Annotated in this window: 10 protein-coding genes and 1 pseudogene; 7 read left to right on the top strand and 4 right to left on the bottom strand. The window is 56.8% G+C overall.

What is annotated here, in order from left to right:
* Positions 1–7: 7 nt before the first annotated feature.
* Complete coding sequence (argS, locus tag FBR45_RS19055; protein ID WP_138505368.1) at positions 8–1822, bottom strand: arginine--tRNA ligase; 1815 nt, start codon at positions 1820–1822, stop codon at positions 8–10.
* A gap of 134 nt (positions 1823–1956) precedes the next feature.
* The gene (locus FBR45_RS19050; protein ID WP_246082306.1) at positions 1957–3429 is read right to left on the bottom strand and encodes an MFS transporter; all 1473 of its coding nucleotides are present in this window, start codon (positions 3427–3429) and stop codon (positions 1957–1959) included.
* Positions 3430–4202: 773 nt separating this feature from the next.
* On the opposite strand from FBR45_RS19050, the gene tnpA reads away from it, so the two are divergent.
* Complete coding sequence (gene tnpA, locus FBR45_RS19045; protein ID WP_138505204.1) at positions 4203–4664, top strand: IS200/IS605 family transposase; 462 nt, start codon at positions 4203–4205, stop codon at positions 4662–4664.
* 221 nt (positions 4665–4885) lie between these two features.
* On the opposite strand, the gene FBR45_RS19040 is transcribed toward tnpA, so the two are convergent.
* Positions 4886–5164, bottom strand: a complete 279-nt coding sequence (locus FBR45_RS19040; RefSeq protein WP_138505202.1) for a hypothetical protein — start codon at positions 5162–5164, stop codon at positions 4886–4888.
* 78 nt (positions 5165–5242) lie between these two features.
* Between FBR45_RS19040 and FBR45_RS19035 the strand changes: the two are divergent.
* A pseudogene (locus FBR45_RS19035) lies at positions 5243–6404 on the top strand (cysteine desulfurase family protein).
* Positions 6405–6509: 105 nt separating this feature from the next.
* Entirely contained in the window at positions 6510–7625 is a 1116-nt protein-coding gene (locus FBR45_RS19030) for an ATP-binding protein (protein ID WP_317128629.1), read from the top strand.
* A gap of 318 nt (positions 7626–7943) precedes the next feature.
* Here the strand turns inward: FBR45_RS19030 and FBR45_RS19020 are convergent, their stop codons facing one another.
* On the bottom strand, positions 7944–8909 hold the full coding sequence (locus tag FBR45_RS19020; protein ID WP_138505198.1) for an HNH endonuclease: 966 nt from the start codon (positions 8907–8909) through the stop codon (positions 7944–7946).
* Between the two features lie 105 nt (positions 8910–9014).
* Between FBR45_RS19020 and FBR45_RS19015 the strand changes: the two genes are divergently transcribed.
* The 4 genes from FBR45_RS19015 (at position 9015) to FBR45_RS19000 (ending at position 19002) form a co-directional block, all read left to right on the top strand.
* Positions 9015–10484, top strand: coding sequence for an amidohydrolase (locus FBR45_RS19015; protein ID WP_138505196.1), 1470 nt, complete (start codon positions 9015–9017; stop codon positions 10482–10484).
* Positions 10485–10605: 121 nt separating this feature from the next.
* On the top strand, positions 10606–12387 hold the full coding sequence (gene aspS, locus FBR45_RS19010) for an aspartate--tRNA ligase (protein WP_138505194.1): 1782 nt from the start codon (positions 10606–10608) through the stop codon (positions 12385–12387).
* A 467-nt stretch (positions 12388–12854) separates the two neighbouring features.
* On the top strand, positions 12855–15836 hold the full coding sequence (locus tag FBR45_RS19005) for a sialate O-acetylesterase (protein ID WP_246082305.1): 2982 nt from the start codon (positions 12855–12857) through the stop codon (positions 15834–15836).
* A 169-nt stretch (positions 15837–16005) separates the two neighbouring features.
* Positions 16006–19002: a sialate O-acetylesterase gene (locus tag FBR45_RS19000; RefSeq protein WP_246082304.1), complete on the top strand. Its 2997-nt coding sequence runs from the start codon at positions 16006–16008 to the stop codon at positions 19000–19002.
* The last annotated feature ends 89 nt before the right edge of the window (positions 19003–19091 follow it).

The raw sequence follows: 19091 nt of genomic DNA, 5'->3' as shown, positions 1-19091 counted from the left end.
CAGGACGTTACATTTTTTCGGGTACTTCGATACCCAATAAACCCATTGCTTTACAGATAGTTTCAGCCAGTAACGCCGATAGAATTAAGCGATTTTTCAGCTTGGCGGTGTCGCTCTCTTTCAGGATCGACAGTTTATCGTAGAACTGGTTAAAGGTTTTGGCCAGTTCATAGGCATATTGAGCAATATACGAGGGCGCGTAGTCGGTACCTGCCTCCTGAACGCGCTGTGGGTACTGGCTCAGCAGGAAGATAAGTTGCTGCTCGATCGGGTCCAGCTGACCGGCGGCTTCAACGGTCAGATCGGCTGGGTTGACCGATATGCCTTCGCTGGCCGCTTTCCGCAGTACCGACCGGATGCGGGCGTGTACGTACTGAATGTACGGCCCTGTATTGCCATGCAGATCGACCGACTCGGCCGGGTTGAACTGCATCCGTTTCTGCGGGTCTACCTTCAGCAGATAATACTTCAGCGCGCCCAGCCCCAGCATTCGGAACAGATCGGCTTTTTCGGTATCGCTGAACTCATCGAGCTTTCCCTTAGCGGCTTCGTCGGCGGCCGTAGCGGCCGCTTCGGTGGTTTCGGCAATCAGGTCGTCGCCGTCGACAACGGTACCTTCGCGGGATTTCATCTTACCCGTCGGCAGATCGACCATGCCGTAGCTGAGGTGATACAGCCCGTTGGCATAGGGCCGTCCCAGCCGGCGCAGAATGGCGAACAGCACCTTGAAATGGTAGTCCTGCTCGTTGCCTACCACCCAGATCTGCCGGTCGGTACCGAAATCGCTGTACTTCATATCGGTCGTACCGAGATCCTGCGTCATATAGACCGAAGTTCCGTCGGACCGCAGTACGAGCTTCTGGTCGAGGCCTTCGTCGGTGAGGTCGATCCAGACGGAGCTGTCGTCTTTGCGGTAGAATACGCCTTTGGCCAGCCCCTCCTCAACGATTTCCTTACCCAGCAGGTAGGTATTCGATTCGTAGTACGTCTTGTCGAAGCTCACCCCGATGTTGCGGTACGTTTCGTCAAAACCGGCATAAACCCAATTATTGAGCTGCCGCCAGAGCGCCACCGTTTCCGGATCGCCCTGCTCCCAGAGCCGCAGCATCTGCTGCACTTCCTGCATGAGCGGGGCCGTCTTTTCGGCTTCTTCTTTGGGCGTGCCGGCCGTTACCATCTCCTCGACCTGCGCTTTGTAGGCTTTGTCAAAGAGTACGTAATATTTACCGATCAGGTGATCTCCTTTCATACCCGACGAAGCCGGGGTTTCGGGTTGTCCGGACGCATCGGTGCCAAACATCCGGTAGGCCAGCATCGACTTACAGATATGCACGCCCCGGTCGTTGACAATGCAGGTTTTGGTTACGCGATACCCGTTGGCCGCCAGAATCCGGCTGACCGAGTCGCCCAGAAAATTATTTCGCAGGTGGCCCAGGTGCAGCGGTTTGTTGGTGTTGGGCGACGAAAACTCAACCATGACCGACGCGCCGTCGGGCTGGCTGAGGGTACCAAACGCGGGATTACCCGCCATGTCGCGCAGCAGATCGAGCCAGGCTGCATCGGCCACACTGATGTTCAAAAACCCCTGTACTACGTTGAAGCCACTCACTATGGTCGTATGATCGACTAGCCACGTACCAATGGCCTGCCCGATCTGCGCGGGCGCCTGGCGAAGGGCTTTAGTGAGCGGAAACGTAACGAAGGTGTAGGTTCCTTCAAACTCTTTCTTGGTTGGCTGGAGCGGCACCTCCGTTACGGTCTGCTGATACAGTTCGGTAACGGCGCGCTGAATGGCACTTTGTATTTCTTCCTGAATATTCATCGACGATAGCCCGGACACGCGAGCCCGGTTTTGCGGGGGCAAAAGTACGAAGAAGGGGACAATGTATCCCATGCCACCCTAATGGCGGGGCCGCGTTTGTTGCGATACTAAGCCGGCAAGTTGGTATAATTCGACTAACCCGCCAGGGTCGATACGCCTTCGCCGGCTACTTCAGGTTCGCGAGTGCGGGTGTTGACGCTTCCGCGCGAGAACGAAACAGCCGCTGCGGTCAGAATCAGTGCCGTCATGGCCCAGTACACGTAGCGCATACCCACCAGCTGCGCAACCGGACTGGCCGGATCGATCTGGTGTGACATCGCGTACTGGTTTCGGGTGCTATACCAGACTGCAGCCGCCAGAGCAATGCCAACGACCAGCCCCATGTTGCGCATAAAGGCAATTACACTACTGGCCACGCCCCGTTGTGCCAGCGGAGCCGCGTTGAGCGCACTACTGCTGTTGGGCGACTGAAACAGGGCGAACCCAAAACTGACCAGCGAGCTCCGCCAAACCACATCCTGCCAAACCCAGTCGGCCGACAGAAACGAAAACGAGAAATACCCCGCAGCGGTCAGCATCAGCCCCGTACTGGCCAGCCAGCGCGTACTGACCCGGCTCGACAGGTAGCCGCCGATGGGTGCAATGATACTAAGGGTCAACGGCCCTGATAACAAAACCAGTCCGGCCATCTGGGGCGTAAACCCGAGTAGCTGTTGCAGAAAAAATGGGATAATGAACAGATTGCCACCCGACGCGACGAAGCCCAGCCAGGCCGCCAGAATGGCCGAGGTGTAGGGCCGAATCCGGAACAGGCTCAGTTGCAGCATCGGAGCTGGCGTGCGGCCTTCCCAGAAAAAGAACAGCACCAGCAGTACGACGCCCGTACCCAGCAGTCCAAGTACCAGCGGATGACTCCAGCCGTAGTCGGGCTCGGGACCGAAATCGAGCCCGGTAAGCAGCGTCGTTACCCCGACCAGAAACAGGCCTGCCCCAACCAGATCGAACGGTTGCCGTGGTTGTTTGGGACTCGCGGGTAGCACTACTGACGCCCGCCAAATTGCAATCAGGCCAATGGGTACGTTGACAAAAAATATGCTCGACCAGCCGAATTTCCCCAGCAGCAGCCCGCCCACAACCGGACCGGTACTGGAACCGGCCGCAACGATGGCGCCCATGAGTCCCAGGGCCTGCCCCCGTTCGGCGGGGGTAAATGTATCGGAGATGATGGCCGGCGCAATGGCAAAAATCATGGATGCGCCGAGCCCCTGCACTACCCGAAACCCGATCAGCGACGCGCTATTCCACGACAGTCCGCACAACAGCGATCCCAGCACGAAGATGACGAACCCGGTTATGTACATCGGCCGGCGACCGAGCCAGTCAGACAGTTTACCCATGATCAGCAGCGTACTGGTTGTCGTCAGCAGGTAGCTCAGCACCACCCACTCCACACTGTCGCCGGCGTTCAGTTCACGTCGGATGGTCGGGAGGGCAATGTTGACGATGCTGCTGTCGAGCGTAGCCATGAACGTCCCAAAGGCCAGGGTGGCCAGAACGAGCCATTTGTTGGGTGCAGCCGGGGGAGAAACCGTCGAATTAGCAATCACAGAATTACCGGAAAGGAGTCGTTTTCATAACTCCTCCCCTGCCGGGTTGTTTGCAAAGATGATCGTCGATTCGCCCGACAGGCTACCCACATGCTGCTACCGACGCTGCGCTGTTGCGTCCCTACGGGACGGTGGGGAGGGAAATCATCCCCCGATCCTACCGACGCTGCGCTGTTGCGTCCCTACGGGACGAGGAGTTGCTTACCAATGTGATTCTGTTGTGCCTCTGAGAAATATCGCACCGCACCTACCAATCTCCCCATGTCCTGTAGGGACACAACAGTGCAGCGTCGGTAGAAAATCGTAGCCCTGTCTCCCTGTCTCCCCCCACCCCACGTCCTGTAGGGACACAACAGTGCAGCGTCGGTAGAAAATCGTAGCCCAAACGCCCTGTCTCCACCCCACGTCCCGTAGGGACACAACAGCGTAGCGTCGGTAGGGCCGGGGGATAATTTCCCGCCCCACCGTCCCGTAGGGACACAACAGCGTAGCGTCGGTAGAAAATCGTAGCCCAAACGCCCTGTCTCCACCCCACGTCCCGTAGGGACACAACAGCGTAGCGTCGGTAGAAAATACGTTGGTAGCATGTCGGTCTAATGTTGGTCGCATATGCACCGCTGGCCACCCCGATACGTCATAATCATATTCACTCACGGCGCCGATGCGTATACCCGGCCCCAACCGGCATCATAGCTGGCGAAACCGTGTCTACAATCTGTGGTCAAACGGGCTCGAAACAACCATATTTCTGCTCACCTGCTCCGTTACCAATCATGGCCAACACCTATACGCAAATTCACCTTCACCTTGTCTTTGCGGTCAAACACCGGGCCGCCGTTATCGCCCCCGACTGGAAATACGATTTGTATGGCTACATGACGGGGATCATTCAGAATTATTCACACAAGGTACTGGCTATCAACGGCATGCCTGACCACGTTCATATCCTGATCGGCATGCGCCCAACCCAATCGCTTTCTGACCTGATGCAGCAACTCAAACAGGAATCGTCCAAATGGATCAACGACAACAAGTTGGCCGGGATTCGATTTGCCTGGCAGGAAGGATACGGCGCGTTCTCCTACAGCAAAAGCCAGCTACCCGCGGTTGTCCGATACATTGACACGCAGGAAGAACATCACCGAACCCGATCATTCGTTGAAGAATACAATCAGATGCTGGACACCCTGGGTATCGACTACGACGAACGGTATGTGTTCAAACCCCTTGCTTGACCGACGCGGGTGGCGACCGATTGGCTACCTACATGCTACCTGGCTACCGACGCTGCGCTGTTGCGTCCCTACGGGACGGTGGGGCGGGAAATTATCCCCCGATCCTACCGACGCTGCGCTGTTGTGTCCCTACGGGACGGTGGGTTAGGGCGGGGTGTTTTTATGGTGATGCATTTTCGGGATAGATGGGCCATTGATCTGCAGAAGACGGGGCGGGTTCTTCATCGCTTTTCGCCCTGCTGTATCGACTCAAAATCTCCCTGAATCCAGCGTGGTTTGCCTATGTAGCTGGGCGAAATAACAAACCGGCCCGTCTTCGTATCGAGGATAATGGACTCGCGCTCGCTGGATACGGCCTGAAACCGGCGCGTGTCGATCAGGTCCGGCTCCGGCTGACGCTGGCTGGTCGGCGTAAAGTTGGCTAATACAAGAACCCCACCCAGGGTAAGTACGCCCAGGCAGAACGATTTCAGATCAATCGAGAATGTGATGGTTTTCATGACTATCGAGTGGTTAATGACGTACCAGAATGAGCCATCTGGCTGGAGAAACTACTCGGATCTGCGTAACTTCACCCAATGATTTACCTCGACAATAACGCCACAACCCGTCTTGATCCGCGGGTGCTTGACGCCATGATGCCCTTCCTGACCGATAACTTCGCCAACGCGGCCAGCACCCACCCCTTCGGTGTGTCGGCTAACGAAGCGGTAAAGGTAGCCCGGCAGCAACTGGCTGATCTACTCCGCTGCGAAACCCACGAACTGGTGTTTACCTCAGGTGCTACCGAAGCCATCAACCTGGCCATTAAAGGCACTGCGGAGAGCTATCAGCACAAAGGAAAGCATATCGTTACCGTCCAGACGGAGCACAAGGCGGTGCTGGACGTTTGCCAGTACCTGGAGAAGCGTGGCTTTGAGGTAACGTACCTCCCCGTTCAACCCGACGGACTGCTCGATCTGAACGACCTTAAAGCTGCCCTGCGGCCAGATACGATCCTGGTGTCGGTGATGTGGGCCAATAATGAAACGGGCGTTATTCAGCCGATTGAGCAAATTGCCCAACTGGCTCACGAAGCCGGTGCTCTGTTCATGACCGATGCTACGCAGGCGGTGGGTAAGTTGCCGATTGATGTGGATACGTCAGGTATCGATTTACTGACCTTCTCGGCGCATAAGTTTTACGGCCCTAAAGGCATCGGTGGTCTGTTCATTCGGCAACGACGTTCCCGGGCTGGACTGCCGAATAAAGTGAAGCTGGAAGCCTTATTGCACGGTGGCGGTCACGAGCGCGGTTTGCGGAGTGGCACCCTGAACGTGCCGGGCATTGTGGGGATGGGGAAGGCGGCCGAACTGGCCCCCGTGGCTGACGCGAAGGCCGGGCCGCCGGGCGGTCGCGTCTCTACGCGATCAACTCGAAACAGCACTCCTTACCATTCCGGGAACGCGGATTAATGGCAGTCGCGACCATCGGCTTTATAATACCACCAACATTTACTTCGAAAACTGCGACTCCGACGCGCTCATCATGGGCCTGGAAGGCACAGCCGTTTCCAACGGCTCGGCCTGTACGGCGGCTTCGATTGACCCCTCGCATGTGTTGCTGGCCATGGGCCTGAACGAAACCGAGGCTTTTTCCTGCCTGCGCTTCAGCCTGGGGCGCTTCAACACCGAAGCCGATATTACTACTACTGTGAAAGCCGTTAAGGAGGTAATGGAGAGCTTGCGGGCGCTGGTTTAGCGGATTAATCAAGTAAATTTATATGTTCGTTGGAAATTTACTTGATTAATGTTCGCCCGTCATCTCCAAAAGTTACTCGAAACCAGTATAAGCTATTTCCCGGCTGTGGCTGTATTGGGTCCACGTCAGGTAGGCAAGACTACACTGGTCAAAACACTGCTAAGTACTTCCGAAAAAGAAGTTATTTATCTGGATTTGGAATACTTTGCCGATCAAAATCGGCTGCGGGAGCCCGATCTTTTTTTTCAGGCTAATCAGGATAAGGTGGTCGTGCTGGATGAAATTCAGCGGATGCCCCAATTGTTCCCCTTGTTGCGGTCCTTGATTGATCAGCACCGGATTCCCGGTCGGTTTGTCCTGCTGGGGTCTGCGTCGCCGGATCTACTCAAGAACTCATCCGAAACCCTGGCGGGCCGGGTTGTTTACCTGGAACTTGCTCCTTTACATCTGCTGGAAGTAGAAGCGCAATACAACTACCGCGATCATTGGATACGGGGCGGCTTCCCCGATGCGCTGCAAGCGCCGACTGAACCGATTTGGCAACTCTGGATGGATAGCTTTATTCAAACGTATGTACAGCGCGACCTGCCCGACCTGGGTTTATCGGCTCCGGCTTCTACCGTTCGTAATTTGCTGACTATGCTTGCAGGTATCCAGGGAGGGCAACTGAATTACAGCGATATAGCCCGCTCGCTTGATTTGTCCGTATCAACCGTTCAGAACTACATCAGTTTTCTGGAAAATGCGTATTTAGTTCGTCGGTTGCCGCCCTTCTTTGCCAATATCGGCAAACGATTGGTGAAGGCTCCCAAAGTCTTTGTGCGCGATAGCGGCCTGGTACATCGGCTAACGGGTATCGATGATTTCAATGCATTGTTGGGTAGTGTGTTGTTAGGCGCTTCGTGGGAAGGCTATGTGGTACAGCAAATTGTGTCGCGGCTGGCCCAGAACGTAACGCCCTATTACTACCGGACGCAAAATGGAGCCGAATTGGATTTGTTGCTGGTTAAAGGCGTTAAGCCGGTTGTTGCGCTGGAAATTCGGTACTCCAACGCCCCCAATTTAACACGCGGAAACACGCAGGCTATTATGGACCTCAGCCTGGAACAAACCCTGATTGTTACGCCCGAAGCCGACGGCTACTGGTTACGAAAAGATGTTCGCGTATGCAGCATTACCAACGTTTGGGAGGTTCTGGCGGAGTCAGGTGTGTTGGCTTAAATCTTAAAAGACTATGAGAACGCTGGCAGTGACCGGGGCTGAACACGTAGGCGAACTTCGTTTGCGGTGGAGTTTCTCAGATTGAACTACACAAATCTTTGATTTTGAGCCTTTTGTATTGAACCATACTTACCCGCAGCACGACAAATACCGCCGTTTGGCCAATTTCAAGCGCTTCCGAATCGAGCGCGGTAACGCAGTCTGGGGCCCCGACTGGGATTTTATTTTCCCAGTTTCGCAATTGCATCATACGTGGGCATGTGGGGCTAGCGGCTTGCAACTGTTAGCTATGCTGATTGCCCGGCTCCGCGACTAGCCTCACCCCCTGAACCGCTCTTTCAGATGCCAATCGAAACCCTCTCGGTTTGGGTAATGCACCGCCCCAACAGGTAACCGAAGCGGCTGACCGTGAAACTGACGTAGGTTATACGGACTGGCTGCATTATCGGTCAGCAAAGGAGACACGATCACCCTGAATTGATCATCTATACCAATCATACCCCGGTCGAACGCGGTGTGCAATGTCGGGCATAAAGCAATTCCGTTCGTAACTCTATCGTCACCAGAAATACTGATTGGAACAATATGGCAGGCTTCAACCAGTGACGAACCACCAACGGCAATGACTTTCATACCTGAGATGGCGCAGGTAAAATCATACACTTTCGGCACCAGCCTCTTGAATAAACCACCCCGTACAAAACGCGTTTCCTCATCGTCGGCAGTTGGTTGCAGGATCGTCTGATACGCCACCGCCCGCTCGTTTAGCAGATAGGTTTCGAGATCCTGCACATAGCTACGCCCAGCCTGCTTAACCTGTACGAATTCGGCCTTCCGAGCCGAAAAGTAAGTATCGAGCAGGGCATTTTTCAAAAACAGCCGCGGATAATCAGCCGTCAGCAACCGGTAGAGATCATCAGTAAAACAGGCGTAATCGAGTCGATCATAAAGTACCTGCACACTTTTGATATGGGAGTCGATCGTTGCTCCTGCTTTCGGCTTCAGTAACCAGAACCCTTCGTTTTTGAGGTAGAAGAAAGGCTGGGTAAAATCATCCGTATGAGCCGTGTCGACCAGCAGGGCGAAGTTCTCCTTAAAAGTAGCCACTAGTTCAGGCGTGATGCCAATTCGATTCTCTGTAATATACTGCTGCTCGATCAACTCCAGGAGCGTTAGCAAAAAAACCGGCTTATGGGGTGCTTTACCATAGGGAGTCCCTCCCTGCCTGAGTGTGGTAAATTTTCGTTTATAAACCGCCAGACGTTGAGTTTCGGCTGTATTCATGAGTCATGACATTACTCGTCAAATATGCAGAAACTACCGGATTGCCGATACTATCAGACAAAATCCTATTTTTAAACGCCCAATCATTTTTAACAAACAACCTGCATGAAAACACCACTCCTTGCGCTTACTCTGCTGCCCCTGCTGACGCTGGCTCAGCCTAAACCGAAAAAGGCCGCCCTGCCCGCCCCTGACAAAGACAAACAGACCGTACTGGCCAACCTCGACAGTCGGTTTGGCGAGTACGCAGGTATTTCGAAGCAGATCTGGGATTTTGCCGAACTCGGGTACCAGGAAGAAAAAAGCTCGCTGCTGCTGCAGGAACAACTCAAAAAAGAAGGGTTCGATGTTCAGGCGGGCGTGGCTGGTATTCCAACGGCTTTCGTGGCTACCTACGGCAGCGGCAAACCCGTAATCGGCATTCTCGGTGAGTACGATGCTCTGCCGGGTCTGGCTACCGAAGCCAAACCCGAGTTTACGCCTATTGCCGGCCAGAAAGGGGGCCACGGCTGCGGCCATAACCTGTTCGGTACGGCGTCGATGGCCGCTGCGGTTGAGGTCAAAAACTGGCTGAAATCGACGGGGCGGCCGGGTACGGTCAAGATCTACGGCTGCCCGGCCGAAGAAGGCGGCTCCGGAAAAGTATACATGGTGCGCGAGGGCCTCTTTAACGGCGTCGACGTGGTGCTGCACTGGCACCCCGGCTCGCAGAATGCCGCCGATGCGGGCACCTCGCTGGCCAACAAGAACGCCAAGTTCCGGTTCCGGGGCATTGCGGCCCACGCAGCAGCCTCGCCCGAACGCGGCCGGTCGGCCCTCGACGGGGTAGAAGCGATGAACTACATGGTGAACATGATGCGTGAACACATCCCGTCCGACACCCGGATTCACTACGTCATCACCAAAGGGGGCGAAGCACCCAACGTAGTGCCGGCTTTCGCGGAGGTATATTATTACGCCCGCCACAAAGACCGCGAGGTGCTGCAAAGCGTCTGGAAACGCATCGAAAACGCAGCCGAAGGAGCCGCTAAGGGAACCGGCACCAAAGTGGAGTGGGAAGTGCTGGGGGGCGTATTTAACCTCCTGCCCAACGTAACCCTGGCCGAGGTAATGCACCAAAACCTGAAAACGGTAGGCGGCATTACCTATACCCCCGACGAAACGGCCTTTGCCCAGAAAATCAGCGAAACCTTCGGCGAAGGTCAGAAGGTACCCATCACCAACGCGGCCCTCGTCAAAGATTTCCGCGATGCGTCAGAAAGCGCTACCAGTGGCGGCTCCACCGACGTGGGTGATGTGAGCTGGACCGTGCCGACGGTAGGCCTCTCGACGGCCACCTGGGTGCCCGGTTCCTCGGCCCACAGCTGGCAGTCGACGGCGGCCAGCGGGATGAGCATTGGCCAGAAAGGTATGATCGTAGCAGCCAAGACCTTAGCGCTAACGGCCCTCGATTTGTACAAAACCCCGGCCCTGATCGAGAAAGCCCGCGCCGAGTGGGTGCAGAAGCGCGGCCAGGATTTCAAATACGAAGCCCTGCTCGGCGACCGGAAACCCGCGCTGGACTACCGTAAATAAGCCGGAGTGTGTACCTTTGGAGCAAATTTTATTGAGTGAATAAGTGATTGAGTGATTGAGCGAATAGCTACGCTGTGAACCAATCACTCAACCACTCATTCGCTAATTCACTAATCATAAAATGCTTCGAACGCACACGTGCGGAGAACTCCGCCTTTCTGACGCCAGCACGACCGTTACCCTTTCGGGTTGGGTACAAACCATCCGCGATAAAGGAGGAGTACTCTGGATTGACCTCCGCGACCGCTATGGCATCACCCAGTTGATCCTTGAAGAAGGCGTAACAGCCGCCGACCTGTTTGCTACCGCCCGCACGCTGGGCCGCGAGTTTGTGCTCCAGGCAACCGGGCAGGTTGTGGAACGGAAATCGAAAAACCCCAATATTCTCACCGGCGACGTTGAAGTACGCGTATCGGCCCTGACGGTGCTGAACCCGGCCAAACTGCCGCCTTTCCTGATCGAAGACGAAACCGACGGGGGCGACGACCTCCGCATGAAGTACCGCTACCTCGACCTGCGCCGGAATCCGGTACGCCAGAACCTCGAACTGCGGCACCGGATGGCCCAGCAAACGCGGCTGTATATGGATGGGCAGCAGTTCATCGAGGTCGAAACGCCGGTTCTGATCAAATCGACCCCCGAAGGCGCCCGCGATTTTGTAGTGCCCAGCCGCATGAATCCCGGCGAGTTTTACGCCCTGCCACAATCGCCCCAAACGTTTAAACAACTGCTGATGGTATCGGGCTTCGACCGCTACTACCAGATTGTGAAGTGTTTCCGCGATGAAGACCTGCGCGCCGACCGCCAGCCCGAATTTACCCAGATCGACTGCGAGATGTCGTTCGTCGAGCAGGAAGATATTCTGCAGATGTTCGAAGGGCTGGTGCGCCACCTGTTCAAAACCGTAAAAGGCATCGACCTGGCCAGCGTACCGCGCATGACCTACGCCGACGCCATGCGGCTCTATGGCTCCGACAAACCCGATACCCGGTTTGGCATGGAGTTCACCGAACTGAAAGCGGTCCGGGGATCCGGCACAGTCGACACGGTTGATCTAACCTCGGGCAAAGGGTTCGGCGTCTTCGACTCGGCCGAGATCGTTGTCGGCATCAACGCGCCGGGCTGTGCGTCGTACACCCGCAAGCAACTTGACGAGCTGACCGAGTGGATCAAGCGGCCCCAGATCGGCGCCAAAGGGCTGATTTATGTTCGCTATAACGAAGATGGCAGCCTGAAATCATCGGTCGATAAGTTTTATACCGAAAGTGAGCTGAAGGCCTGGGCCGATCGGTTCGGGGCTAAGCCGGGCGATCTGATGCTGCTCATTTCGGGCGATGCGGCCAAAGCCCGCAAGCAACTGAACGAACTCCGGCTAGAGATGGGAACCCGGCTGGGCCTGCGCGACCCGAACGTGTTCAGCACGCTGTGGGTACTCGACTTTCCGCTGCTCGAATACGGCGAAGAAGAGGAACGCTGGTTTGCCATGCACCACCCCTTTACCTCGCCCAAACCGGAAGACATTCCGCTGCTGGAAACCGACCCCGGCGCCGTACGGGCCAACGCCTACGACCTGGTCATCAACGGCACCGAAGTAGGGGGCGGTTCGATCCGGATTTTCAACCGCGACCTGCAGGCCCGGATGTTCAGCCTGCTCGGCTTTTCGGACGAAGAAGCCAAAGCTCAGTTCGGCTTCCTGATGGATGCGTTCGAGTTTGGTGCGCCCCCGCACGGCGGTATCGCGTTCGGTTTTGACCGGTTGTGTTCGCTGTTTGGCGGGGCCGACTCGATCCGCGATTTCATTGCGTTCCCGAAAAACAATTCCGGCCGCGATGTTATGATCGATTCACCCTCAACGATTGCCGATAAGCAACTCGACGAGCTGAAGATCAGGACGGTTGTTTAACCCCAGCCCTGTACGTTATACGAACCCCTGGTAGTGGCTAAAGCCCTGCCAGGGGTTTTTCATGAAGACCCGGCAAACTATGCTCTTCGCTCTTTACATCGAATGGTAAAACCACGACTGCTTCGTCGATAAACGGAAGCCCGCTCCGGCCAGGCCAAACGACTCAATAAAGTAATGCGCTTCTACAGCGTAATTTCCGTACTTATTTTATGTTACGTTTATAAAAAATAATGTGCAAGGCACTCCATTACACTCAGTCAATTAGTTGACATATTTGCAAAAAATAACTACTTAGTCTTCTAACTAATTTATACCTTATAGAAAACAAAAATTATTTATAGTCGCTTAGGCCTAATTATTGCTTGTCGAGAATCAGTACCTAACCATATGGCCATACTGCACTGTTTTCCTAATAGACACTAGGAATAGTAGATTTGTAAGTACCCATCTGATTCCGTCCAACGCCCTTGAAGAAATACTACGTTTGCTGGATATGGCTCTTTCTGGCCTGTCTGTCGTCCGGTGCAGTTTTCGCCCAGCTAAGCATCAGCAGCCCGGTGGCCCGCATGGTCCTACAGCGCAACCTCTACAACGAAGCCAACATCCTGGTGGCCGGACTGGCCCCCTCCAACGCCACCGCCGTCGAAGCCCGCCTGGTGCCCCTCGCCCTGGGCCAGGGACAGCTCACGGCCTGGACAAATCTGCCCTTTCTGGCCACCACCAAAGCCTTTCGAGGCTCCGTGCTGGCGACGGGGGGCTGGTACCGGCTGGAGGTGCGGGCCAAAAACGGCAGCACCCTGCTGACCCAGACCAACGTTGACCGGGTGGGTGTGGGCGAAGTCTTCGTCATTGCCGGCCAGTCGAACGCCGTAGGAGGGTTTGAGCGCGAGCCCGGTGCCGATGAAGACCGGGTGTCGTGCGTCGATTTTCGACAGGACGCGCTGGATGAACAGTTGCTTCCGCTTCGGTTCAGTCACGTCAGTTACGGCAGCAGCATCGGGCCCAGTCACCCTCCGCATATCTGGGGTATGCTGGGTGATATGCTCGTTCGGCGACTCAACGTACCGGTGCTGTTTCTGGGTGGCGGCCAGCCCGGCACCTCCAGCGACCAGTGGCGGCAATCGGCCGCAGGCAGTACCGACGCCCAGGGAAGGCCGTACCCCTATCGGCGGCTGGGAGTAGCCTTGCAGCATTATGCGTTGCGAACCGGTGTACGGGCTATTCTGTGGCATCAGGGCGAAGGCGACATTGGCAGCAGCAACAACACCTATTTCTCTAACCTTCAATACGTTATTCAGAAAACCCGCCAGCAGGTCGGTTTCAACCAGCTGCCCTGGCTTATGTCGCGGGTGAGCTATACCCAGGGCCAGACAAACCCCAACGTCATTGCCGCCCAGAACCGGCTCATTGCCGAAGTCAACAACGTATATCCGGGGCCTTCGACCGACGACATGATCGGCCCGGACAACCGTCTGGGCGACGATGTACACATTGGTGGCAACGGCCTCCGACGCTTTGCCGACCGCTGGAACCAGGCACTGACCGATGATTTTTTCTATCAGACAGCGCCCTTTACCCCCACCGATGAGTCGGCCCTGCTTACCAGCAGCTATACGCTTCCACTCACCCGCCGACCCGGCGAAACGGTACTGGCTCCTTCGCTCCGGGCCGACCCCAACGATGCGTCCAGCCAGTATTTTGCGCAACTCCTGCGGTCGTCGGACAATAGCCTCGTCACTGAATCGGCCCGGACCACCGCCAATCCTATTCCCCTGACCCTGCCCGGCAACCTGCCCGATGGGCAGTACCGCCTGCGTACGCTCTCGACCCTGCCCGGTGCGGCCGGCACTCTGAGCGAACCGTTTACCGTCAACTTCTTTGCGCCCTCGTTCAGCCCGCCTACCCCCACCGCGCCGAACGTGCGGGGTGGTACGCCCGACCCGGCCATTCGGCGGATGGGCTACCGCTACGAAGCCGTTGTACCGGCTTTCTGGTTCATGGCCGAAGCCACTACCGCCGTTCAGTGCCGGATCGAACGAATCGACGGCGGCAGCTTTTCCGATACCGGCTGGTACACCGTTCCGCCCAGTTCGCAGGCGCCCGACTATACCGACTTCGGCGATTATAACTACCTGCGCAACTACCCGCCCATTACCTTCGGCGTGGGCGGGGTTCCGCCCGGCCGCTACCGCATCTCCGTCCGGAAACAGGGCGACAGCGGAGCGGGTATGTGGATTGAAACGACCTTACAGGAAGGCCGGAACACCCTTTTTATTGGCAACGAACCCGTTTCGAATATTCCTACCGTTATTACCCCAACGGTTTTGTCGCCAGCGGTACCTTGCCGGGGTAATGCGTTTACGGTTGCCTTCGATCTGACCGAAAGCCCGGTCAATAACGGCAATGTCTTCTCGGTGAAGTTATCGGACGCCGACGGTTCCTTTGCCGACGAAACGACCATTGGTACGGGTACCAGCAGCCCCCTGACGGCTACCCTACCCGCATCCTTACCCGGCTCCAATTACCGCATCCGGATTGTAGCGAGTAACCCAGCGGTTGCCAGTGCTCCCCTGCCCATCGACCTGTGTACGCCCCTGGCCGACCTGTCTTTAACGCTCAGTGTCAGCAACCGAACCCCGCGAATCGAACAGCCCGTCACCGTCACGGCTGCAGTTACCAATTCCGGGCCGTTTGCGGGAGCCGGTATCGTAGTGGCGTCTGTGCTGCCTACGGGCCTATCCTTTATCGACGCCGGGTCGGCCGAGGTGAGCGCAGCCAACAATACCGTTACCATCAATACCGGATCGCTCAACAGCGGATCAACGCGCCGGTACACCTTCCGGCTTAAGCCAACGCAGCCAGGACGGTTTATCACCACCGCCCAGCTCACCGCCAGCACCATTACCGATCCCGACAGCCAGCCCAACTCCGGCACCGGCGACGGCCAGGACGACACCGCCCAGCTCGACCTGCGCACCCCCGACAGTTCGACAGCTGTATACGTGTCGCCCAACCCCAATCAGACACCGCTGCCAGCCGTTCAGTCGAACCAGCCGCCAACCGACCCGGCCAAAGCCGACTTAAGCCTGATCATGGCCAGCAGCACGCTGGCGCCAAAGTCGGGCCAGGCGTTTAGCCTCAGCATCACCGTCGGTAACCGGGGAGGTACTATCGCCAGTGTGGCAACGGTACAGATTCAGCTCCCCACCGGCTGGCAGCTGACCAACAACGCGGGTCTGGTCGTAAGCGGGCAAACCGTCACGGCTACCCTGAACAACATCCTGATCAACAGCGCCAATACCGTCGTTTTATCCGTTCAGGCCAACACCTCCGGTACCGTGCGATCCCAGATTCAGACGGCTACCCAGGCCGACCCGGACTCCACTCCCGGCAACGGCTACCAGACTGGAGAAGACGATGAAGCCTCGCTAAATCTGCGTACTCAATAGCTTTCAGTATTCTTATCGACTTACTCAATACTCAATTCCTACAGGCATACTTTTTATATATACATAAATACACCGTTCAGTTACTTTATTTTCCGCTACTGCCCTAAGCCCTTTCATTTGTGTACAACGTGAGTTATAAAAGACCCACCGTTCTTACTTGTACACCTTCATGGCTTTATCCCGCTATAGATGGCTGCTGGTCGGCTGTCTACTTCCTATTAGTGTATCCGCCCAGCTGAGTATCAGCAGCCCGGTGGCCCGCATGGTCCTCCAGCGCAACCTCTACAACGAAGCCAACATCCTGGTGGCCGGACTGGCCCCCTCCAACGCCACCGCCGTCGAAGCCCGCCTGGTGCCCCTCGCCCTGGGCCAGGGACAGCTCACGGCCTGGACAAATCTGCCCTTTCTGGCCACCACCAAAGCCTTTCGGGGCTCCGTGCTGGCGACGGGGGGCTGGTACCGGCTGGAGGTGCGGGCCAAAAACGGCAGCAGCCTGCTGACCCAGACCAACGTTGACCGGGTGGGTGTGGGCGAAGTCTTCGTCATTGCCGGCCAGTCGAATGTATATGGCGGGTTCCAGCGAGCCAGCAACTCAGCCGAAGATCGGGTGTCGTGTCTGGATTTCAAGCAGGATAGTCTGAGCGAGCAATTGCTTCCACTCCGGTTCAGCCGGGCGAGTTACGGTAGCAGCATCGGGCCCAGCCAGCCTCCCCACATCTGGAGTACCCTCGGCGACCGGCTCGTACAACAGCTCAACGTACCGGTTCTGTTTCTGGGAGCGGCCCTCGGCGGCACCTCCAGCAGTCAATGGCAGCAATCGGCCGCCGGGATTATTGGGCCTACGCAGAACACCGCCGTCTACCGGCGGCTGGGGGTGGCGCTGCTGCATTACGTAAGCCGCACCGGGGCCCGGGCCGTACTCTGGCACCAGGGCGAGAGCGACTCCTATACCGATACGCAGACCTATTTCGATAACATCCGACAGGTTATTGAAAAGAGCCGACAGCAGACCGGCTTCACGTTGCCCTGGGTCATGTCGCGGGTGAGTTATATCAATGGGCAAACGTTTCCCAACGTCATTGCCGCCCAGAACCGGCTCATTACCGAACTACCCGCCGTTTTTCCCGGCCCGGCCACCGATAGTCTCGTCGGCTCCGCCAACCGGCCCGACAACATTCATCTGGCAGGTACGGGTGCCACCAAGTTTATCACCACCTGGCTACAATCGCTGACTCCTGCTTTCTTTCAGCAGGCCCAGCCCTATCTCCCCCCTGCCGACGCTCCCCTCATCACCAGCGGCTACACCCTGCCCCTGGCCCGACGCCCGGGCGAAACGATCATGGCAGCCTCGTTGCGGAGCAATCCGCAGCTGACAGATAACAGCTATTTTGTTCAGCTGATCCGAACCGGCACGGGTGAAGTCGTGACAGAATCGGCCCGAAGCACCGTCAACCCCATTCCGCTGACCTTACCCAGCAACCTACCTGACGGACAGTACCAGTTTCGAACCGTTTCGACCAGCCCGGCGCTCATTGGTAAGCCGGGAGAACCGTTTACGGTCAATTACTTCGCAACGCCAACGCCGACCCAGTCTGCACTTACCCAACCCGTTGTAGGCGGAAGCCCGGCGGCTATCCTGCAGCGGGTTGGTTACCGCTACGAAACGGCCAGCCATAGTTTTTACCTGATGGTACAGGCAACAGCGGCCGTAGAAGTGCGGCTGGAACGGATCGACGGTGGTAGTTTCGGCGATTCGGGCTGGACCCTGGCCCCGCCCAGCAGCCAGGCCCCCGACTATGAACAGTTTGCCGATTTCAACTACCTGCGCAACTACCCGCCCATTGCCGGGGGCGTTGGTGGGGTCGAACCCGGCCGGTATCGGGTATCTGTCCGGCAACAGGGCAGCAGCGGAGCCGGGCTTTTCTTCGAAACCCAGCTACTCAACGGTCGTGTCATCCTCTACGCAGCTCCGGAGCCGGTAAGTGCTATTCCGCCGGTGCTGAACATAGGTATGGCATCGGCCAGCCCCACCTGCGTCAGCAGCCCGTTGCTGGTTGAGATGCTGGTCGAAGGCGGCCCAATGAACAGTGGTAACCGCTACCGGCTTCAGCTGTCCGATGCAAGCGGATCTTTTGCCAATCCCATCACCCTTCAGGAGTTCAGTTCAGCCGCCAGCAACCCCGCAACGATGTCGGTGCCTATACCGGCGGCAACGCCAGCGGGCAATCAGTACCGGTTGCGGATAACAGCTACCAACCCGGCCGTGAGCAGCGCGCCCAGCCCCTACTTCTCGCTTTGTAGCCAGGCCGACCTGTCGCTGTCAATGACAAGCAGCAGCCGCACGGTAGCGGTTGGAAAACCGGTCACGTTTACGCTGACGGTAGCCAACGCCGGCCCAGCCAGCGCTGCGGATGTGGCCGTCCAGAGTCTGCTGCCCGCCAACGTAGAGATTGTCGAGATACTATCGCCGGCTATTCGCGTAACTGACCAGACGCTTACCGCCAGTGTGGCCAGCCTGCCGACAGGCGCTACGGCCGACTTTGTATTTCGGTTACGCCCTACCCAACCCGGCAGCTATGTAACCTCGGCTCAGCTGACCAACAGCAGTGCCCCCGACCCCGACAGCCAGCCCAACTCCGGCACCGGCGACGGCCAGGATGATGCCGCCCGGCTCGACATACGCACCCCGGACCACAGTACCAGCCGGTTCGAATCGCCCAACCCTACTCAGACGCCCCTGCCGACTGTACTACCTAACCAGCCAGCGCCCGATCCGACCAAAGCCGACCTGAGCCTGTCGATTGTCAGTGACCGCCTGCTGATCCAGGCCGGCCAGGTTGTAAGCGTAAGTATTATCGTTACCAACCAGGGTGGTTTATCCGCAAACTCCGTACGGATTGGGTGCTCTTTTCCACCCAGCCTCGCCTTTCTGGACAGTCCTGCGCTGAGTGGCGGCTATGGATTTGTAGCGGGTACATTTGCCTCCATAGCGCCGGGGCAGTCGAGTACCTTCTGGTTCAGAGCTACTGCTATGCAAGCCGCTCAGGCCCTCGTTCAGGCTCAGATCATAGCCGCATCGGTAGCCGACCCCGACTCCCGCCCTGGTAACGGATACCTCAATGGCGAAGACGATACAGCCAGCCTGTTTCTAACTATTCCTAACTAAACCCGAAATAGCATTATATAAATAAATAATTTACTCATTTTAATCCAATTTCATCTGCCGATTAATAAAAACAACGTGACGTATCTGGG

Source organism: Spirosoma lacussanchae, from assembly GCF_005870035.1.
Classification (GTDB): domain Bacteria; phylum Bacteroidota; class Bacteroidia; order Cytophagales; family Spirosomataceae; genus Spirosoma; species Spirosoma lacussanchae.
This window is presented reverse-complemented; position numbering and strand designations above follow the sequence as displayed.